The 16,053-nt window shown below is 71.8% G+C and carries 15 protein-coding genes; 9 read left to right on the forward strand and 6 right to left on the reverse strand.

The window, feature by feature from the left end; translation table 11 throughout:
- The first annotated feature begins 2 nt into the window (after nt 1-2).
- From RKD23_RS11545 to RKD23_RS11555, 3 genes are read left to right on the forward strand one after another with little or no spacing between them, the layout of a single operon-like run.
- Nucleotides 3-899 (forward strand): alpha/beta fold hydrolase, encoded by an 897-nt coding sequence (locus RKD23_RS11545; protein WP_424853598.1) that lies wholly within the window; start codon nt 3-5, stop codon nt 897-899.
- Between the two features lie 52 nt (nt 900-951).
- Nucleotides 952-1,158, forward strand: coding sequence for a DUF5988 family protein (locus tag RKD23_RS11550; RefSeq protein ID WP_404046193.1), 207 nt, complete (start codon nt 952-954; stop codon nt 1,156-1,158).
- Nucleotides 1,159-1,193: 35 nt separating this feature from the next.
- The gene (locus tag RKD23_RS11555; protein ID WP_424853599.1) at nt 1,194-1,679 is read left to right on the forward strand and encodes a DUF1877 family protein; all 486 of its coding nucleotides are present in this window, start codon (nt 1,194-1,196) and stop codon (nt 1,677-1,679) included.
- A gap of 32 nt (nt 1,680-1,711) precedes the next feature.
- On the opposite strand, the gene pruA is transcribed toward RKD23_RS11555, so the two are convergent.
- Genes pruA through RKD23_RS11570 form a run of 3 tightly spaced genes read right to left on the reverse strand, consistent with a single transcriptional unit; the run spans nt 1,712 to nt 4,442 of the window.
- Entirely contained in the window at nt 1,712-3,343 is a 1,632-nt protein-coding gene (gene pruA, locus RKD23_RS11560) for an L-glutamate gamma-semialdehyde dehydrogenase (protein ID WP_424853600.1), read from the reverse strand.
- 39 nt (nt 3,344-3,382) lie between these two features.
- A complete protein-coding gene (locus RKD23_RS11565) occupies nt 3,383-3,523 on the reverse strand; it encodes a hypothetical protein (RefSeq protein WP_424853601.1) in 141 nt (46 codons plus the stop codon).
- Nucleotides 3,516-4,442 (reverse strand): proline dehydrogenase family protein, encoded by a 927-nt coding sequence (locus tag RKD23_RS11570; protein WP_424853602.1) that lies wholly within the window; start codon nt 4,440-4,442, stop codon nt 3,516-3,518. Before RKD23_RS11570 ends, RKD23_RS11565 begins: the two co-directional genes overlap by 8 nt.
- A 142-nt stretch (nt 4,443-4,584) precedes the next feature.
- Between RKD23_RS11570 and RKD23_RS11575 the strand changes: the two genes are divergently transcribed.
- The 5 genes from RKD23_RS11575 (at nt 4,585) to RKD23_RS11595 (ending at nt 10,821) form a co-directional block, all read left to right on the forward strand.
- Nucleotides 4,585-5,787 carry a PucR family transcriptional regulator gene (locus RKD23_RS11575; RefSeq protein WP_424853603.1) on the forward strand — a complete coding sequence of 401 codons (1,203 nt, stop codon included), beginning with the start codon at nt 4,585-4,587 and terminating at the stop codon, nt 5,785-5,787.
- Between the two features lie 105 nt (nt 5,788-5,892).
- On the forward strand, nt 5,893-7,368 hold the full coding sequence (locus RKD23_RS11580; protein WP_424853604.1) for an ABC transporter substrate-binding protein: 1,476 nt from the start codon (nt 5,893-5,895) through the stop codon (nt 7,366-7,368).
- Nucleotides 7,365-9,122 carry an ABC transporter permease subunit gene (locus RKD23_RS11585; protein WP_424853605.1) on the forward strand — a complete coding sequence of 586 codons (1,758 nt, stop codon included), beginning with the start codon at nt 7,365-7,367 and terminating at the stop codon, nt 9,120-9,122. The genes RKD23_RS11580 and RKD23_RS11585 overlap by 4 nt, the downstream gene beginning before the upstream one ends.
- A 62-nt stretch (nt 9,123-9,184) precedes the next feature.
- Nucleotides 9,185-10,144: an ABC transporter ATP-binding protein gene (locus RKD23_RS11590; RefSeq protein ID WP_424853606.1), complete on the forward strand. Its 960-nt coding sequence runs from the start codon at nt 9,185-9,187 to the stop codon at nt 10,142-10,144.
- Complete coding sequence (locus RKD23_RS11595) at nt 10,141-10,821, forward strand: ABC transporter ATP-binding protein (protein ID WP_424853607.1); 681 nt, start codon at nt 10,141-10,143, stop codon at nt 10,819-10,821. The genes RKD23_RS11590 and RKD23_RS11595 overlap by 4 nt, the downstream gene beginning before the upstream one ends.
- On the opposite strand, the gene RKD23_RS11600 is transcribed toward RKD23_RS11595, so the two are convergent.
- Nucleotides 10,808-11,389 carry a TetR/AcrR family transcriptional regulator gene (locus tag RKD23_RS11600; protein WP_424853608.1) on the reverse strand — a complete coding sequence of 194 codons (582 nt, stop codon included), beginning with the start codon at nt 11,387-11,389 and terminating at the stop codon, nt 10,808-10,810. The genes RKD23_RS11595 and RKD23_RS11600 overlap by 14 nt on opposite strands.
- A 98-nt stretch (nt 11,390-11,487) precedes the next feature.
- On the opposite strand from RKD23_RS11600, the gene RKD23_RS11605 reads away from it, so the two are divergent.
- A complete protein-coding gene (locus RKD23_RS11605) occupies nt 11,488-13,017 on the forward strand; it encodes an MFS transporter (RefSeq protein WP_424853609.1) in 1,530 nt (509 codons plus the stop codon).
- Between the two features lie 109 nt (nt 13,018-13,126).
- Here RKD23_RS11605 and serA read toward each other — a convergent pair whose 3' ends face one another.
- Nucleotides 13,127-14,716 (reverse strand): phosphoglycerate dehydrogenase, encoded by a 1,590-nt coding sequence (gene serA / locus RKD23_RS11610; RefSeq protein WP_404046164.1) that lies wholly within the window; start codon nt 14,714-14,716, stop codon nt 13,127-13,129.
- Between the two features lie 235 nt (nt 14,717-14,951).
- Nucleotides 14,952-15,950 (reverse strand): ketol-acid reductoisomerase, encoded by a 999-nt coding sequence (ilvC, locus tag RKD23_RS11615; RefSeq protein ID WP_404046162.1) that lies wholly within the window; start codon nt 15,948-15,950, stop codon nt 14,952-14,954.
- Nucleotides 15,951-16,053: the final 103 nt, after the last annotated feature.

The raw sequence follows: 16,053 nt of genomic DNA on the forward strand, positions 1-16,053 counted from the left end.
TCATGACCACTCACCGGGTTCACCACCGCACCACGACCGTCCGCGGCCACGAGGTGTACTACCGCGAGGCCGGCCCCGAGGACGCGCCGGTGCTGCTGCTCCTGCACGGCTTCCCCAGCAGCTCGCACATGTTCCGGGACCTCATCCCGCTGCTCGCCGGCCGCTACCGGGTGATCGCGCCGGACCACATCGGGTTCGGGCGTTCGGCGCGGCCGGACGCGTCTCATTTCTCGTACACGTTCGCCGAACTGGCCCGGATCACCAACGAGTTCACCGAGCAGCTCGGGCTGAAGCGGTTCGCGCTGTACGTCCAGGACTACGGCGCCCCGATCGGGCTGCGGCTCGCGCTCGCGCATCCGGACCGGGTGAGCGCGATCGTCACGCAGAACGGCAACGCCTACGAGGAGGGGCTCGGCGCCGAGGCCTGGGCGCCGGTGAAGGCGCTGATCGCGGAGCGCACGCCCGAGACGGAGGCGCCGGTGCGGGAGATCTACTCCCTGGACGGCATCAAGTGGCAGTACCTGCACGGCGTTCCGGAGCGGCTGAGGGAGCTGGTCGGTCCGGACGCCTACGAGCGGGACGCGGCCGACATCGCCCGCCCGGGCCAGACGGAGATCCAGCTCGACCTGATCTCCGACTACGGCTCCAACTTCGCCCTCTACCCGGCCTTCCAGGAGTACTTCCGCACCAGCCGGGTGCCCCTGCTGGCGGTCTGGGGCGGCCATGACGAGATCTTCGTCCCGGCGGGCGCCCTCGCCTTCCAGCGGGACCTCCCGGAGGCCGAGGTGCATCTGCTGCCCACCGGCCACTTCGCCCTGGAGACGCACGCGGACCAGATCGCGGGCCTGATCGACGACTTCCTCGGCAGGACCCTGCCGGCGGCTCGCCCACACGACTGATCCTCCCCGCGGCGCCGGACATGCGGCCGCCGTGAGGGGAACAGGTGACGTCATGAACGACACGGAGAAGGTGTTTCTCGAAGGCGGCCCGGACGATCTTCCCGAGCGGATCGTGCCGGTCCCCAGCCCCGGCCCGGACGTGAAGATCGAGCTGCGCAACGGCTACGAACACTTCCGGCCCACGTCCCGCGAGGCCGACACACCGGAGGGCAGCCTGCCGGTGTACGAGTGGTGGGAGCGGACCGAGATGGCCGGCTGAGGGGCGTTGTCAGTGGTGGGCCCTACGGTGATCGCATGGGCTACCACCTGCATCTGATCGCGGTCCCCGAGGCCGAGCTGCGCGAGGACGGCGTCTGGCTCGCCGAGCTGTTCGACGCGTCCTGGGACAGCGAGGAGAAGTCGCCGGACGCCGTCGAGATGGTGATCCAGAAGGACTTCTTCACCCTGGACCATCTCGTCTGCGGGGCCGAGAAGCATGACATCGGCCCCTGGCTGCCCGCCTCGCTGCTCATATTCGGCGGGCGGCCCGTGTACCACCCGACGTATCCGGACCCCTATGTGCTGCTCACGCCCGAGGAAGTGCGCGTGGGCGCGGAGTTCCTCAAGGCCACGGCCTTCGAGGACCTGTGGGCCGTGAGCGGCGCCGAGCTGTCGGGGTCCTGGGGGTGGCCCGAGGAGAAGGTCGCGGAGGTGCTCGCCCAGTACTACGGGGATCTGCGCGACACGTATGTGCGGGCAGCGGCCGAGGGCCGGGCCATGGCGAAGAACTTCGCCTTCTGACCCGGCCCTCGAAAGGGGGTGCCGCCTGGGAGTCAGCCCATGTGCGGGTAGGTGTAGTCGGTCGGCGGGACCAGCGTCTCCTTGATGGCGCGGGTCAGCGTCCAGCGCATCAGGTTCTGCGGGGCACCGGCCTTGTCGTTGGTGCCGGAGGCGCGGCCGCCACCGAAGGGCTGCTGGCCGACGACGGCACCGGTCGACTTGTCGTTGATGTAGAAGTTGCCGGCCGCGTAGCGCAGCTTGTCCATCGTGTACGCGGTGGCCGCGCGGTCGCTGGAGATGACCGAGCCGGTGAGGGCGTAGTCGGAGGCGGACTCCATCTGGGTCAGCATCTCGTCGTACTTGTCGTCCTCGTAGACGTGCACGGCGAGGATCGGGCCGAAGTACTCGGTCGTGAAGACCTCGTTCTTCGGGTCGCTGCACTCGATGACGGTCGGGCGGACGAAGTAGCCGACCGAGTCGTCGTAGGAGCCGCCCGCGACGATGGTGCAGGCCGGGTCCTGCTTGGCGCGGTCGATGGCGGCCTTGTTCTTGGCGAAGGCGCGCTCGTCGATGACGGCGCCGATGAAGTTCGACAGGTCGGTGACGTCACCCATGGTGAGGTAGTCGACCTCGGCGGCGAACTCCTCCTTGAAGCCGGAGTTCCAGATGGAGGCCGGGACGTAGGCGCGGGAGGTCGCCGAGCACTTCTGGCCCTGGTACTCGAAGGCGCCACGGGTCAGGGCGGTCTTCAGGATCGCGCGGTCGGCGCTCGGGTGGGCGACGACGAAGTCCTTGCCGCCGGTCTCGCCGACCAGGCGCGGGTAGGAGCGGTACTTCTCGATGTTGGTGCCGACCGTCTTCCACAGGTACTGGAAGGTCTTGGTCGAGCCGGTGAAGTGGATGCCGGCCAGGTCGCGGTGCTCGAGGGCGACCTTGGAGACCTCGATGCCGTCGCCGGTGACGAGGTTGATGACGCCCTTGGGCAGACCGGCCTCCTCCAGCAGCTGCATCAGCAGCACGGCGGCGTGGGTCTGCGTCGGGGACGGCTTCCAGACGACCACGTTGCCCATCAGGGCCGGGGCGGTCGGCAGGTTGCCCGCGATGGCCGTGAAGTTGAACGGCGTGATCGCGTAGACGAAGCCCTCCAGCGGGCGGTGGTCCAGGCGGTTCCACACGCCCGGGGAGTTCGCCGGGGGCTGCTCGGCCAGGATCTGGCGGGCGTAGGCGACGTTGAAGCGCCAGAAGTCCACCAGCTCGCAGGGGGTGTCGATCTCGGCCTGCTGGGCGGTCTTGGACTGGCCCAGCATGGTGGAGGCGGCCAGCGTCTCGCGCCACGGACCGGCCAGCAGCTCGGCCGCGCGCAGGATGATCGCCGCGCGGTCGTCGAAGGACATCGCGCGCCAGGCCGGGGCGGCCGCGAGGGCGGCGTCGATGGCGTCCTGCGCGTCCGCCTGCGTGGCGTTGCGGTAGGTGCCGATGACGGCCTTGTGGTTGTGCGGCTGGACGACCTGGAAGACCTCTCCGCCGCCCATCCGCTTCTCACCGCCGATGGTGCAGGGCAGGTCGATCGGGTTCTCGGCCAGCTCCTTGAGCTTGACCTCCAGCCGGGCGCGCTCGGGCGAGCCGGGGGCGTAGCCGTGCACCGGCTCGTTGACGGGGGTGGGGACCTGGGTCACAGCGTCCATGAGATCCGTAACTCCTTGTACGTGAGCGGGTGTTCGGGTTCAGCCCTTGGAGAGCATGCTGCGGACGAAGAACCGCAGGTCGGCCGGCTTCTCGGCGAGCCTCCGCATGCTGTGCCTACCCGGGGGACAACCCCCGGACCCCCGGCCGAAGCTGCGGCGCAGCCATGTTGCGTCAGCCACGGGTGATCATGCTCCTCAGGAAGAAGCGCAGGTTGGCCGGCTTCTCGGCGAGCCTCCGCATGAAGTAGCCGTACCAGTCGGTGCCGTAGGCGGTGTAGACGCGCATGCGGTGGCCCTCGGCGGCCAGGCGCAGGTGCTCGTCGCCGCGGATGCCGTACAGCATCTGGAACTCGTACTCGTCGAGCTTGCGGCCGGCCTTGCGGGCGAGTTCCTGGCCGATGGAGATCAGGCGCGGGTCGTGGGACCCGATCATCGGGTAGCCCTCGCCCTCCATCAGGGTCCGCAGGATGCGCACGTAGGCCTTGTCGATCTCGTGCTTCTGCTGGTAGGCGACCTCGGCGGGCTCCTTGTAGGCGCCCTTCACGAGGCGGACGCGGCTGCCGTTCGCGGCGAGGCGGCGGGCGTCGGCCTCGGTGCGGAACAGGTAGGCCTGGATGACGCAGCCGGTCTGCGGGAAGTCCTTCCGCAGCTCGTCGTGGATCGCGAACATCGAGTCGAGGGTGGTGTGGTCCTCGGCGTCCAGGGTGACCGTGGTGCCGATCGCGGCGGCGGCCTCGACGACCGGGCGGACATTGGCGAGGGCCAGTTCATGGCCGCCGTCCAGCGCCTGGCCGAACATCGACAGCTTGACGGACATCTCCACGCGCTCGCCCAGCCCCAGGTCCTTGAGGTGGTCGATCAGCGCCAGATAGGCGTCCCGGGCGGCGCCGGCCTGCTCCGGGGTGGTGATGTCCTCGCCGACGACGTCCATCGTCAGCTCCAGGCCCTTGGCCGTGAGGTCCTCGATGATCGGGACGATGTCGTCCACGGTCTCACCGGGGATGAACCGGTCGACGACCTGCTTGGTGACCGGGGCCGCCGAGATCAGGCGTCGCATCCGGTCGCTGCGCGACGCGGCGAGAATCACGGGACCCAGCACGGGGAACCTCCACAAACCAGCAGAAACAGGCCGTAGCCCTACGAGTCGGGTACGGCACGGAGAACCACCGTGAAACCTAAGGATTGCTCCGATCCTCTGCCATCGACAGCTGTCACGCATCCGTGCCGCAGATCTCAGACAGATGTATGAAGGGCTCGCTGAATTGCGGCAGAATGCCCAGGTGACGTCCGAATACAAGGCGGACTACCAGGAGCTGGTCGACGAGATCTCCGAGCTCCTTGGCGTTCCGGCGACCCTGGAGAACCGCGACTTCGAGCTGATCGCCTTCGGCGCGTACGACGACGAGGGCGACCTCGACCCGTCCGCACTGGACCCGGTCCGCACCCGCTCGATCCTGACCCGGCGCTCCACGGCGGCGGTGCGGGAGTGGTTCGAGGGCTTCGGCATCACCCGGGCGACCGCCCCGGTGCGCATCCCGCCGACGCCCGAGGCGGGCGTCTACCGCGGGCGGATCTGCCTCCCGGCACGCCACCGGGGTGTCGTTCTCGGGTACGTCTGGCTGCTGGACGACGATCCGGGCCCCACGGACGCCCAGCTCGGCGCGGCGATGGAGGTGGCCGCGCGGATCGGCGCGCTGCTCGCGGACGAGGCGCAGCACGGCGCCGACCTGACCCGGGAGTTCCGCGCCGTGCTGACCGCCGAGCGGGGCTGGCAGCAGGACATGGCGGTGGCGGCGCTGCGGACGGCCCTGGGGCCGCGCGGGGAGGGCCCGCACACCGTGGTCTGCGTCGCACCCTGGCCGTCGGCCGACCCCGACGACGCGCCCTCGGCCCGTACGGTGCCGCATGCGACGGCCCTGTGCACGGTGCCGTGGGGTACGACAGGGCAGTGCCTCGCACTGCTGGTGCGGCTGCGCTCGGCGGACGTGCATGTCCCGGCGCTGACGGCGGCCTCGCGGCTGCTGCGGGAGGGGGCCCGCGCGGCCGGGGTCGGCGAGATCCGCACCGGGCTCGCCGAGCTGGGCACGTCCTGGCAGGAGGCGTCGGCCGCGGCCCGGGCCGCGCTCGCCGAGCCCCGCCTCGGCCCGGTCGCCGAGTGGTCCCGGATCGGCTCCTACCGGCTGCTGACCTCGCTGCCCGCGGGCTCCGCGCACGATCCGGCGGTCGCCCCGCTGCTCTCCCCCGCCCAGCGGGAGCTCGCCCGCACCGCCGAGGTCTACCTCGACCACGCGGGCCAGGCCGGCCGCACGGCCGCCGCGCTGGGCATCCACCGGCAGACCCTCTACTACCGCCTGTCCAGGGTGGAACAGCTGACGGGGCTGGATCTGGACGACGGGGAGCACCGGCTGCTGCTGCACATGGCGTTGAAGGCGGCGCGGCTGTAGAGCCCCGGCATGCGCGCACCCCCGAGGGAATTGTTGAAAACGATTGTCATCATGCTACGGTCGGCACACTTCCTCTCTTGACCACCCCTTTACCCGGAGGGTTCCGTGCGCCTGCCCGCCCGCCGACTGCTTCTCCTCGCCGGCGTCTCCGCCATACTCACCGGCTGCTTCTCCGGCTCGCCGGAGACGGACGGGGACGGCAGGCGCATCCGCGTGGCGATGATGCAGCCCCCGCGCTCGGGGCTCTCCCCGCTCACCGACGACGCGTTCAAGCTGTCGCGATGGTCGACCGCCGAGACGCTGGTGAAGCTGGACGCGGACGGCGACGCGCTGCCCGCACTCGCCACGAAGTGGCGGCAGTCCGGCCGCAGTTGGACCTTCGAGATACGCGAGGGCGTCACCTTCCACGACGGCACGAAGCTGGACGCCGAGGCCGTCGTACGGTCCCTCACCCGGGCCGCGACCGCCTCCCCCAAGCCGCGCATCCTCGACGGTGTCGAGCTGACGGCTCACGGGAACGGACACACCGTCACCGTCACCACCGCCACGCAGGACCCCCTCGTCCCGCAGCGGCTCAGCTCCCCGCAGCTGTCGATCCTCGCCGCGAAGGCCTACCGCGGGAAGACGGTGGACCCGGTCGGCGCGGGCACCGGCCCGTTCGAGCTGACCGAGGTGAACGGCACCTCCTCCGCGTCCCTCGACCGCTATCCCGGCTACTGGGGCGACAAGGCGAAGGCCCCCGGCATCGATGTGCGGTTCGTCCCCGACGGCACCGCCCGCGCGGCCGCCCTGCGCAGCGGTGAGGCCGACATCGTCGAGGCCGTGCCCGTGTCGCAGGCGGCGCTGGTGGACGAGGACCTGATCACCGAGGTGCCGATGCCGCGCACCAACACGCTGTACCTCAACACCTCCGACGGCCCCTTCGCCGACCCCGCGGTCCGGGCCGCCGCCCGCGAGGCGATCGACGCCGAGTCCCTCGTGCGGGGCGTGTACGAGGGCCGCGCCGATGTCGCCGAGGGGCTGCTGGGCCCGGCACTGCCCTGGGCGGACGATCTGCGTACGCCGGTGAAGCGGGCCAAGTCCCGTGCGCCGCAGGGCGCTTCGATCACGCTCGGCACCTTCACCGACCGCGCCGAGCTGCCCGAGGTCGCCGCCGCGCTGCAACAGCAGCTCCAGAAGGCCGGGTTCCGGGTGAAGCTGGACGTGCGGGAGTACGCCAACATCGAGTCCGACGCGCTGGCGGGCGAGTTCGACGCCTTCGTCCTGTCCCGGGCGACCGTCCTGGACTCCGGCGACCCGGCCGCCTACCTCTACAGCGACTTCGCCTCCGACGGCTCCTTCAACATCTCCCAGCTCGCGGACCGTTCGGTGGACGCCGAGCTGCGCAGGGCGGGCGCCACGGCAACCGGCGACGCCCGGCGCGCCACCGTCATCGCCGCCGAGGCCGCGGTGCTGGCCACCGACGCGGCCGTGCCGATGCTGCACGAGCGGGTGATCCAGGGCGACGCGGCCGGGGTCGTCGACGCCGCCCACGACCCGCGCGAGCGGGAGCTGGTCACCGCCGCCACCTACGTCAGGTGAGGCCGGCCGCCGCCGGGACGACCCGGCTGCTGTGTCTCGCCGGCGTCGTCACCGCCGTAGGGCTGCTGCCCTGGCTGTCCGGGCGGAACCCGGCGCTGACCGTGCTGCGCGCCCGGTCCGCCGAGCAGGAGCCGACGCGCGAGGCTCTGGACGCCGTACGACGTGATCTCGGGCTGGGTGCCGGGCCGTTGCACCTGCTCGGGGACTGGGCGGGCGGGCTGCTGCGCGGGGACCTGGGGACCTCGTGGGTGTCGCACACCGAGGTGGGGCCGTCGGTGGCGGCCGGGCTGCAGGTGTCGCTGGGGCTGATGGGCGCGGCGCTCGCGGTGGCGTTGCTGCCGGCCGCGGCCCTGGTCGCGCCGGTGCTGGTGCGGGGGCGCGGCTCGGCCGGGGCGGGGGCCGCGATGCTGGCGGCCGTGCCCGAGTTCCTGCTGGCCACGGTCGCGCTGCTGGTGTGCGGGGTGTGGCTGGGGTGGCTGCCGACGTCCGGCTGGCAGGGGCCGGAGCATCTGGTGCTGCCCGCGGTCGCGCTGGGCGTTCCCGCGGGCGGTCTGCTGGGGCGGCTGGTCGCGGACGCGCTGCCCGCCGTGCTCGACGAGCGGTGGGTGGAGCTGTGGCGGGGCGCGGGCGTGAGCCGGGCGCGGGTCGCGTGGGCCGCGCTGCGGCGTGTGGTGCCGCCGCTGGTGCCGCAGTTCGGGATGGCGGCCGTGGGGCTGACCGGGGGCGCGGTCGCGGTGGAGACGGTGTTCGCGGTGCCGGGCATCGGACGTACGGCGCTGGGGGCGGCCAAGTCGCAGGACCTGCCGCTGCTCCAGGGGTCGGTGCTGGCGCTGTTGCTGCTCGGGCTGGTCGCGGGCGTGGCGGCGGCGTTCACACGGCGGGCGCTGCTGGGGCCCGCGCTGCGTGACGCCTCCCTCACACTGCCGACGGCCCGTCCGGTCCGTACACACCCGGCGATCCCGTTGACCCTGTTCACACTGCTCGCGGTGACGATCGGCTGGGGCCTGCTGCGCGACCCGTACGCCGTGCACACCACCGCCCGGCTCGCCGCGCCCTCCTGGGCGCACCCTCTGGGCACGGACGGACTCGGCCGCGATGTGCTGGCCCGGCTCGGGCACGGCGCCGCGTCGACCGTCGGCACGGCGACCGCGGTGTGCCTGCTCAGCCTGCTGGTCGCGCTCGCGCTCGGTTTCCTGCCCGGGGTCGCGGCGGGCGCGGCGGACATCGCCAACGCGCTGCCGCCGGTGATCGTCGGCATCCTGGTCGCGGCCGCCGCCGGGCCCGGCACCGGCGGGGCCGCTCTCGCCGTCGCCCTGATCTCGTGGCCTCCCCTCGCCGCGCACGCCGCCGCGCTGGTGCAGGAGGTGCGGTCGTCGGGGTTTCTCACGGCCCAACGCGCCCTCGGCGCACCGCGGTCGTGGATTCTGACCCGGCATGTGCTGCCGTCCGTCGCGGCGCCCGTCGCCCGGCACGCCCTGCTGCGGCTGCCCGGCATCGCGCTCGCCCTGGCTTCCCTCGGCTTCCTGGGCCTGGGGGCGCAACCGCCCGCGCCGGAGTGGGGGCTGCTGCTCGACGAGTCCCGCGCCTATGTCGAACGCGCCCCCTGGGCTGCCCTCGCCCCGGCGGTCGCACTCGCGCTGCTGGCGGGGCTGGCGGTGTCGGGGGCGGCGTACGCGCAGGGGCGGGCGGCGTACGACCAGGGGCGGCGCACGGTCGCGTCCGCCGTCCGGAAGGAGGCCCCCGTTGGTATCTGAGTCCCCCGTCCGGAAGGAGACCCCGGTGGAGTCTGAGTCCCCCGTCCGGAAGGAGACTCCCGGTGGAGTCTGAGTCCCCTCGGTCCGAGCCGCTGCTCTCGGTGCGCGGGCTGCGGATCGCCTTCGCCGGGGTGGAGGTCGTACGCGGCCTCTCCTTCGACGTACGCCCCCGCGAAGTCCTCGCGCTGGTGGGCGAGTCGGGCGCGGGCAAGTCGCTGACCGCCCGTGCGCTGCTCGGGATGCTGCCGGCCGGGGCGGCCGTGACCGGGAGCGTGCTGCCGGACCTGTCCGCCGCACGGGGCCGCCGTATCGCGCTCGTGCCGCAGGACGCGCTGTCCGCCCTCTCCCCCGTGCACCCCGTCGGGGATCAACTCGCCGCCGCCGTACGGTCCGTGCGACGTGTATCGCGCGGACAGGCGCGGGCCGCCGCGGTGGCCGCGCTCGACCGGGTCGGCATCCCGGACGCGGCCCGCCGGGCGCGTGCGTATCCGCACGAGTACTCCGGCGGCATGCGACAGCGGGCCGTCATCGCCATGGCGACCGTGAACGAGCCGGACGTCCTCGTCGCCGACGAGCCCACCACCGCCCTGGACGCCGACCGCCGGGAGCTGGTGCTGCGGGTGCTGGCCGAGCAGCGGGAGGCCGTCGGGGCGTCCCTGGTGCTGGTGACGCACGACATGGAGGCGGTGCGCGGGCACGCCGACCGGATGCTGGTGATGTACGCGGGCCGGGCCGTCGAACTCGGCCCCGCGGGGCAGGTGTTGAAGCGGCCCCTGGCCCCCTACACGGCCGGACTGCTGGCCTCGTTGCCGCGCCCGGACGGGCCCCGGCTGCGCCGCCTGCCCACCCTGCCGGGCACCCCGCCCGCGCCGGGCACCCTCCCGCGGGGCTGCGCCTTCGCGCCGCGCTGCGCCCTGGCCGACGACCGCTGCCGGGCCGAGGAACCGGAGCCGCGAGAGGCGGAGGGCCGGCAGGTCGCCTGCCATCGCCTGGCCGACGTACTTCAGGAGCACCCCGTATGAGCCACGCCCTGCTCGACGTCCGCGGCCTCGTCGTGCGCTACGGCCCCGTCACCGCCGTGGACGGCGTCTCCTTCCGCCTGGAGACGGGCGAGACCCTGGCCCTGGACGGCCCCTCCGGCTGCGGCAAGTCCTCCACCGCGCTCGCGGCGCTGCTGCTGCGCCGCCCCGATTCCGGTGAAGTGCGCTTCGAGGGCCGGGAGTTGACGGCGCTCACCGAGCGCGAGCTGCGCCCGCTGCGGCGGCGTATGCAACCGGTCTTCCAGGACCCGTACGGCTCCCTGAACCCCAGGCGGCCGGTCCGCGAGGCGATCGCGGAGCCGCTGCGGCTGCACGGCGGCTGGTCGGCGGCGACCGGCCCCGCCCGGGTGGCCGAGCTGCTCGACCGGGTCGGTCTGGACCCGGCGTACGGCGACCGGCGGCCGCACGAGCTGTCCGGCGGGCAGTGCCAGCGCGTCGGCATCGCCCGTGCGCTGGCCTGTGAGCCACGGCTGCTGGTGCTCGACGAGCCGGTGTCGGCGCTGGACCCTTCCGTCCGGGCCGGGGTGCTCAACCTGCTCGCCGACCTGCGCGACGACCTCGGTCTCGGCTACCTGTTCATCTGCCACGACCCGGCGGTCGTACGGCACTTCGCGGACCGGGTGCTGACCATGCGGGACGGGCGGCTCAGCCCTTCGTAGCCGCGGCGACCATCTGGCGCAGCCCCTCGGCGAGCTGCTCGCCGCTGGGCGCGGTCTTGGGGTCGAAGGTCCACTGGGCGATGAGGCCGGTCATGAGGGTCACATAGAACATGCCGAGGGTGTCGGCGGTCTCGTCCGAGACGTCCTCCTCGCTGCCGCCCATGAGCATCGGGACGAAGCCGCGTCCGGCCTCGCGCTGGGCGCGCGCCAACTGGTCGCGCACCTCGGGGAGCGTGTCGCCCATGACCACGATCTCCATGCTGAGGCGCCAGATGGATCCGGGCTCCCGCATGGTGGCGATGACGTTCGACCACACCTCCTGGAAGCGCTCGACGGACCCGGGCCGCGAGCTCATGACGGCACCGCCGCCCTGGAAGGCGTCGCCCATCCCCTCGACCAGCGACACATAGGCCTGCGCGAGCAGCGCGTCCTTCGAGCCGTAGTGGTAGCCGATCGAGGCCAGATTGGTCCCCGACTCCTTGACGATGTCGCGCGCCGTCGTGCGCGCGAACCCCTTCTGCAACAGGCAGCGCTTGGCGCCTTCGAGCAGATCCTCACGGTGTCCCATGCAGGTCAGCTTAGCCCCCGATCCATACAACCGTCCCATACGCATGACTTATACATTCGTTCTAGACAGGCGTTTATGACGCCTGTACATTGCTCCTCATGACGAACCCGATGAACACGTCTCCTCTCAACTCCCGTGCCGGGCGGCGCGAATGGACCGCCCTGGCCGTGCTGATGCTGCCGCTGCTGCTGGTGTCGATGGACGTCTCCGTCCTCTACTTCGCGATCCCGTCCATCGGCGCCGACCTGGAGCCCACCGCCACCCAGCAGCTGTGGATCTTCGACATCTACGGGTTCGTCCTGGCCGGCCTGCTGATGACGATGGGCTCGCTCGGCGACCGCATCGGCCGCCGCCGGCTGCTCCTGATGGGCGCGGCCGCCTTCGGCACGGCCTCCCTGGTCGCGGCGTACGCCAACAGCGCCGAGACGCTGATCGCGGCTCGCGCGGTCCTCGGCATCGGCGGCGCGACCCTGATGCCGTCGACGATGGCCCTGCTGCGCACGATGTTCACCGACCCCGGCCAGCGTGCGAAGGCCATCGGGGTGTGGTCCGGCGTGATGACCGGCGGCATCGCCCTCGGCTCGGTGATGAGCGGCCTGCTGGTGGAGTACTTCTGGTGGGGCTCGGTGTTCCTGGTCAACCTGCCCGCGATGGTGCTGCTGCTGGTCCTCGGCCCGATCCTGCTGCCGGAGTCCAAGGACCCCGCGCCCGGCCGCTTCGACTGGCTGAGCATCCCGCTGTCCATGGCCGCGGTACTGCCTGTGATCTACGGCCTGAAGGAGATCGCGGCCGAGGGCTGGTCCGTCCGCTACGTCGTCTCGATCACGGTCGGCCTGCTGTTCGCCGCGCTCTTCGTGCACCGGCTGCGCACCACGGCCTCGCCGATGATCGACCCCGCGCTGTTCCAGGGCCGCGGCTTCGCGCCGTCCGTCGTCCTGAACCTGCTGTCCACGTTCGCGATGATGGGCTCGGCGTTCTTCACCACGCAGTACCTGCAGTCGGTGCTCGACAAGAGCGCGCTGGAGGCGGCCCTGTGGGCGCTGCTGCCGTCGGTGCCGATCGGCGCGGCCGCACCGGTGGCCACCATGCTGGTGCAGAAGGGCGTCGATCGCGCCTACGTCGTGACGGCGGGCTTCGCGATCGGCGCGGGCGGCTACGGGCTGCTGGCCTTCGCCGGCACGGACTCGATGCCGCTGGTGCTCACGGCGTGCGGAGTGCTTGCCGTCGGGATCGTCACCGTGATGGCCCAGATCACCGACCTCGCACTGGGCGCGGCCCCCGTGGAGCGGGCGGGTTCCGCCTCCTCGCTGCTGGAGACGGGCGCGGAGTTCGGCGGCGCCCTCGGTATGGCGGTGCTCGGCTCCGTCGGCACCGCGGTCTACCGCTCCGAGATGCCCGACTCGGCGCCGGAGGTCGCCCGCGAGACCCTGGGCGGGGCGCTGGCCGTCGCCGACCGGGTCCCGGGGCTGGCCACCGCCGCTCGGGAGGCCTTCACCAGCGGGATGCAGGCCGCGTCGATCGCGGCGGTGGTGCTGCTGATCGCCGCCGCGGGACTGGCGGCGGTGTCGCTGCGGGGGATCTCCGTGCGGGAGGCTCCGGCGGAGGACCGCGAGACGGTCTCGGTCTGAGACACGAGAACGCCGGTCGGGCTGAGAGAGACTCTCAGCCCGACCGGCGTTCTACGCTCGTCTCTCGGCCGACTGTGTCGGGGGGCTGGGGGCGGAGCCCCCAGTGGCGTCAGACCAGGTTGACCGAGCGGGCCGACGTGGCGCCGATCTCCGTGGCCAGCTCCGCCAGCACCCCGGAGGGCACCGTGTCGTCGACGGTCAGCACGGCGAGGGCCTCGCCGCCGACGGCCGCGCGGGCGACCTGCATGCCGGCGATGTTGATGCCCGCCTCGCCGAGGATGCGGCCGACGGTGCCGACGACACCGGGACGGTCCTCGTAGCGCAGGACGACCATGTGGTCGGCGAGCGCCAGGTCCACGTCGTAGTCGCCGACGGCGACGATCTTCTGCAGGTGCTTCGGGCCGGCCAGCGTGCCGGACACCGACACCTCCTCGCCGGTGCCGAGGGTGCCGCGCACGGTGACGACGTTGCGGTGGTCCGGGGACTCCGAGCTGGTCGTCAGGCGCACCTCGACACCGCGCTCCTGCGCGAACAGCGGGGCGTTGACGTAGGAGACCGTCTCGTCGACGACGTCCTCGAAGACGCCCTTGAGCGCGGACAGCTCCAGCACCTTCACGTCGTACTGCGTGATCTCGCCGTAGACCTCGACGTCGAGGCGGACGGCCACCTCGCCCGCGAGGGCGGTGAAGATGCGGCCGAGGCGCTCGGCGAGCGGCAGGCCCGGCTTGACGTCCTCGGCGATGACACCGCCCTGGACGTTCACCGCGTCCGGGACCAGCTCACCGGCGAGCGCGAGACGCACCGAGCGGGCGACGGCGATGCCGGCCTTCTCCTGCGCCTCGTCGGTGGAGGCACCGAGGTGCGGGGTGCAGACGACCTGGTCGAGCTCGAAGAGCGGGGAGTCCGTGCAGGGCTCCTTCGCGTACACGTCGAGGCCGGCACCGGCGACCCGGCCCTCCTTCAGCGCCGAGAACAGCGCCGCCTCGTCGACGATCCCACCGCGCGCGGCGTTGACGATCCGCACGCTCGGCTTGACCTTGTGCAGTGCCTCGTCACCGATGAGACCGAGGGTCTCGGGGGTCTTGGGCAGGTGGACGGTGATGAAGTCCGAGACCTCGAGCAGCTCGTCGAGGGAGAGGACCTTCACGCCCATCTGCGCGGCGCGCGCGGGCTGCACGTAGGGGTCGTAGGCGACGACCTTCATACCGAACGCCGACATGCGCTGCGCGACGAGCGCGCCGATGCGGCCGAGGCCGACGACACCGAGGGTCTTCTCGGCGAGCTCGACGCCCGTGTACTTGCTGCGCTTCCACTCGCCGTTCTTCAGCGCGGTGTTGGCCTGCGGGATGTGGCGCGCGGTGGCCAGCAGCAGACCGCAGGCCAGCTCGGCGGCGGTGACGATGTTGGAGGTCGGGGCGTTGACGACCATCACGCCGGCCTTGGTGGCGGCGGAGACGTCGACGTTGTCCAGGCCGACACCGGCTCGTGCGACGACCTTCAGCTTGTTCGCGGCGGCGATCGCCTCGGCGTCGACCTTGGTGGCCGAGCGGATCAGGATCGCGTCGACATCGGCGATGGCGGGCAGCAGCTCGGCGCGGTCGGCGCCGTTGCAGTGCCGGATCTCGAAGTCGGGTCCGAGTGCGTCGACGGTCGCGGGCGACAGCTCTTCAGCGATGAGTACGACAGGTTTCGAGCTCACGTGAGTCCTCACAAGTCCAATGCATGCGGACGGCCGTCCCGACGGCCGCAGGCGGTGGAGGGGCTAGCCGCGTGGAAGACGCACGACGCTGTGGGCCTGAACGCGTATGTTCCTCAGAAGTGTAGTGGCGCCACGCCGTGCGTTCTTCGCCTCTACGGAAGGATCACCCGTCCGTGGCTGGACGGGTTGGACAACGGGGCCGGAGCGACTGCTCCGGCCCCGCCGTCAGGAGGCTTTAGGCCTCCTCGTTCACCCAGCTCATCAGCTTGCGCAGCTGCTTGCCGGTGGTCTCCAGCAGGTGCTCGGAGTCCTGGTCCTTGTACTCGTTGTACTTCTTCAGACCGCCGTGGTACTCGTCCATCCAGTTCTGGGCGAACGTGCCGTCCTGGATCTCGGCGAGGACCTGCTTCATCTCGGCCTTGGTGGCGTCGGTGATGATGCGCGGGCCGGTGACGTAGTCGCCCCACTCGGCCGTCTCGGAGACGGACCAGCGCATCTTCTCCAGGCCGCCCTCGTACATGAGGTCGACGATCAGCTTCAGCTCGTGCAGGCACTCGAAGTAGGCGATCTCCGGCTGGTAGCCCGCCTCGACCAGGGTCTCGAAGCCGGCCTTGACCAGGGCGGAGGTGCCACCGCACAGCACGGCCTGCTCACCGAACAGGTCGGTCTCGGTCTCCTCGGTGAAGGTCGTCTTGATGACACCGGCACGGGTGCCGCCGATGGCCTTGGCGTACGACAGGGCCAGCGCGAAGGCGTTGCCGGTGGCGTCCTGCTCCACCGCGGCGATCGCGGGGACGCCGCGGCCCTCCTCGTACTGGCGGCGGACCAGGTGACCCGGGCCCTTCGGGGCGACCAGGGCGACGTCCACGCCGGCCGGGGGCTTGATGAAGCCGAAGCGGATGTTGAAGCCGTGGGCGAAGAACAGCGCCTTGCCGTCCTTCAGGTTCGGAGCGATGGACTCCTCGTAGACCTGGGCCTGGATCGGGTCCGGGATGAGGATCATGATGACGTCGGCCTCGGCGGCGGCCTCGGCGGGGGTCACCACGCGCAGGCCCTGCTCCTCGGCCTTGGCCTTGGACTTGGAGCCCTCGTGCAGACCGACACGCACGTCGACACCGGAGTCGCGCAGCGACAGGGCGTGGGCGTGGCCCTGGGAGCCGTACCCGATGACCGCGACCTTGCGGCCCTGGATGATGGACAGGTCGGCGTCGGCGTCGTAGAACAGCTCGGCCACTTTGGGTTCTCTCCTTGGGTGCAGGTGTTGCGTCCCACCGTATGACGGCGGGGGGAAGGGAAGTTTCGGGGTCTCGGTATACGGGCGGCCGCGTGTCGCCGGC

The organism is Streptomyces sp. SAI-170, assembly GCF_049739565.1.
Classification (GTDB): domain Bacteria; phylum Actinomycetota; class Actinomycetes; order Streptomycetales; family Streptomycetaceae; genus Streptomyces.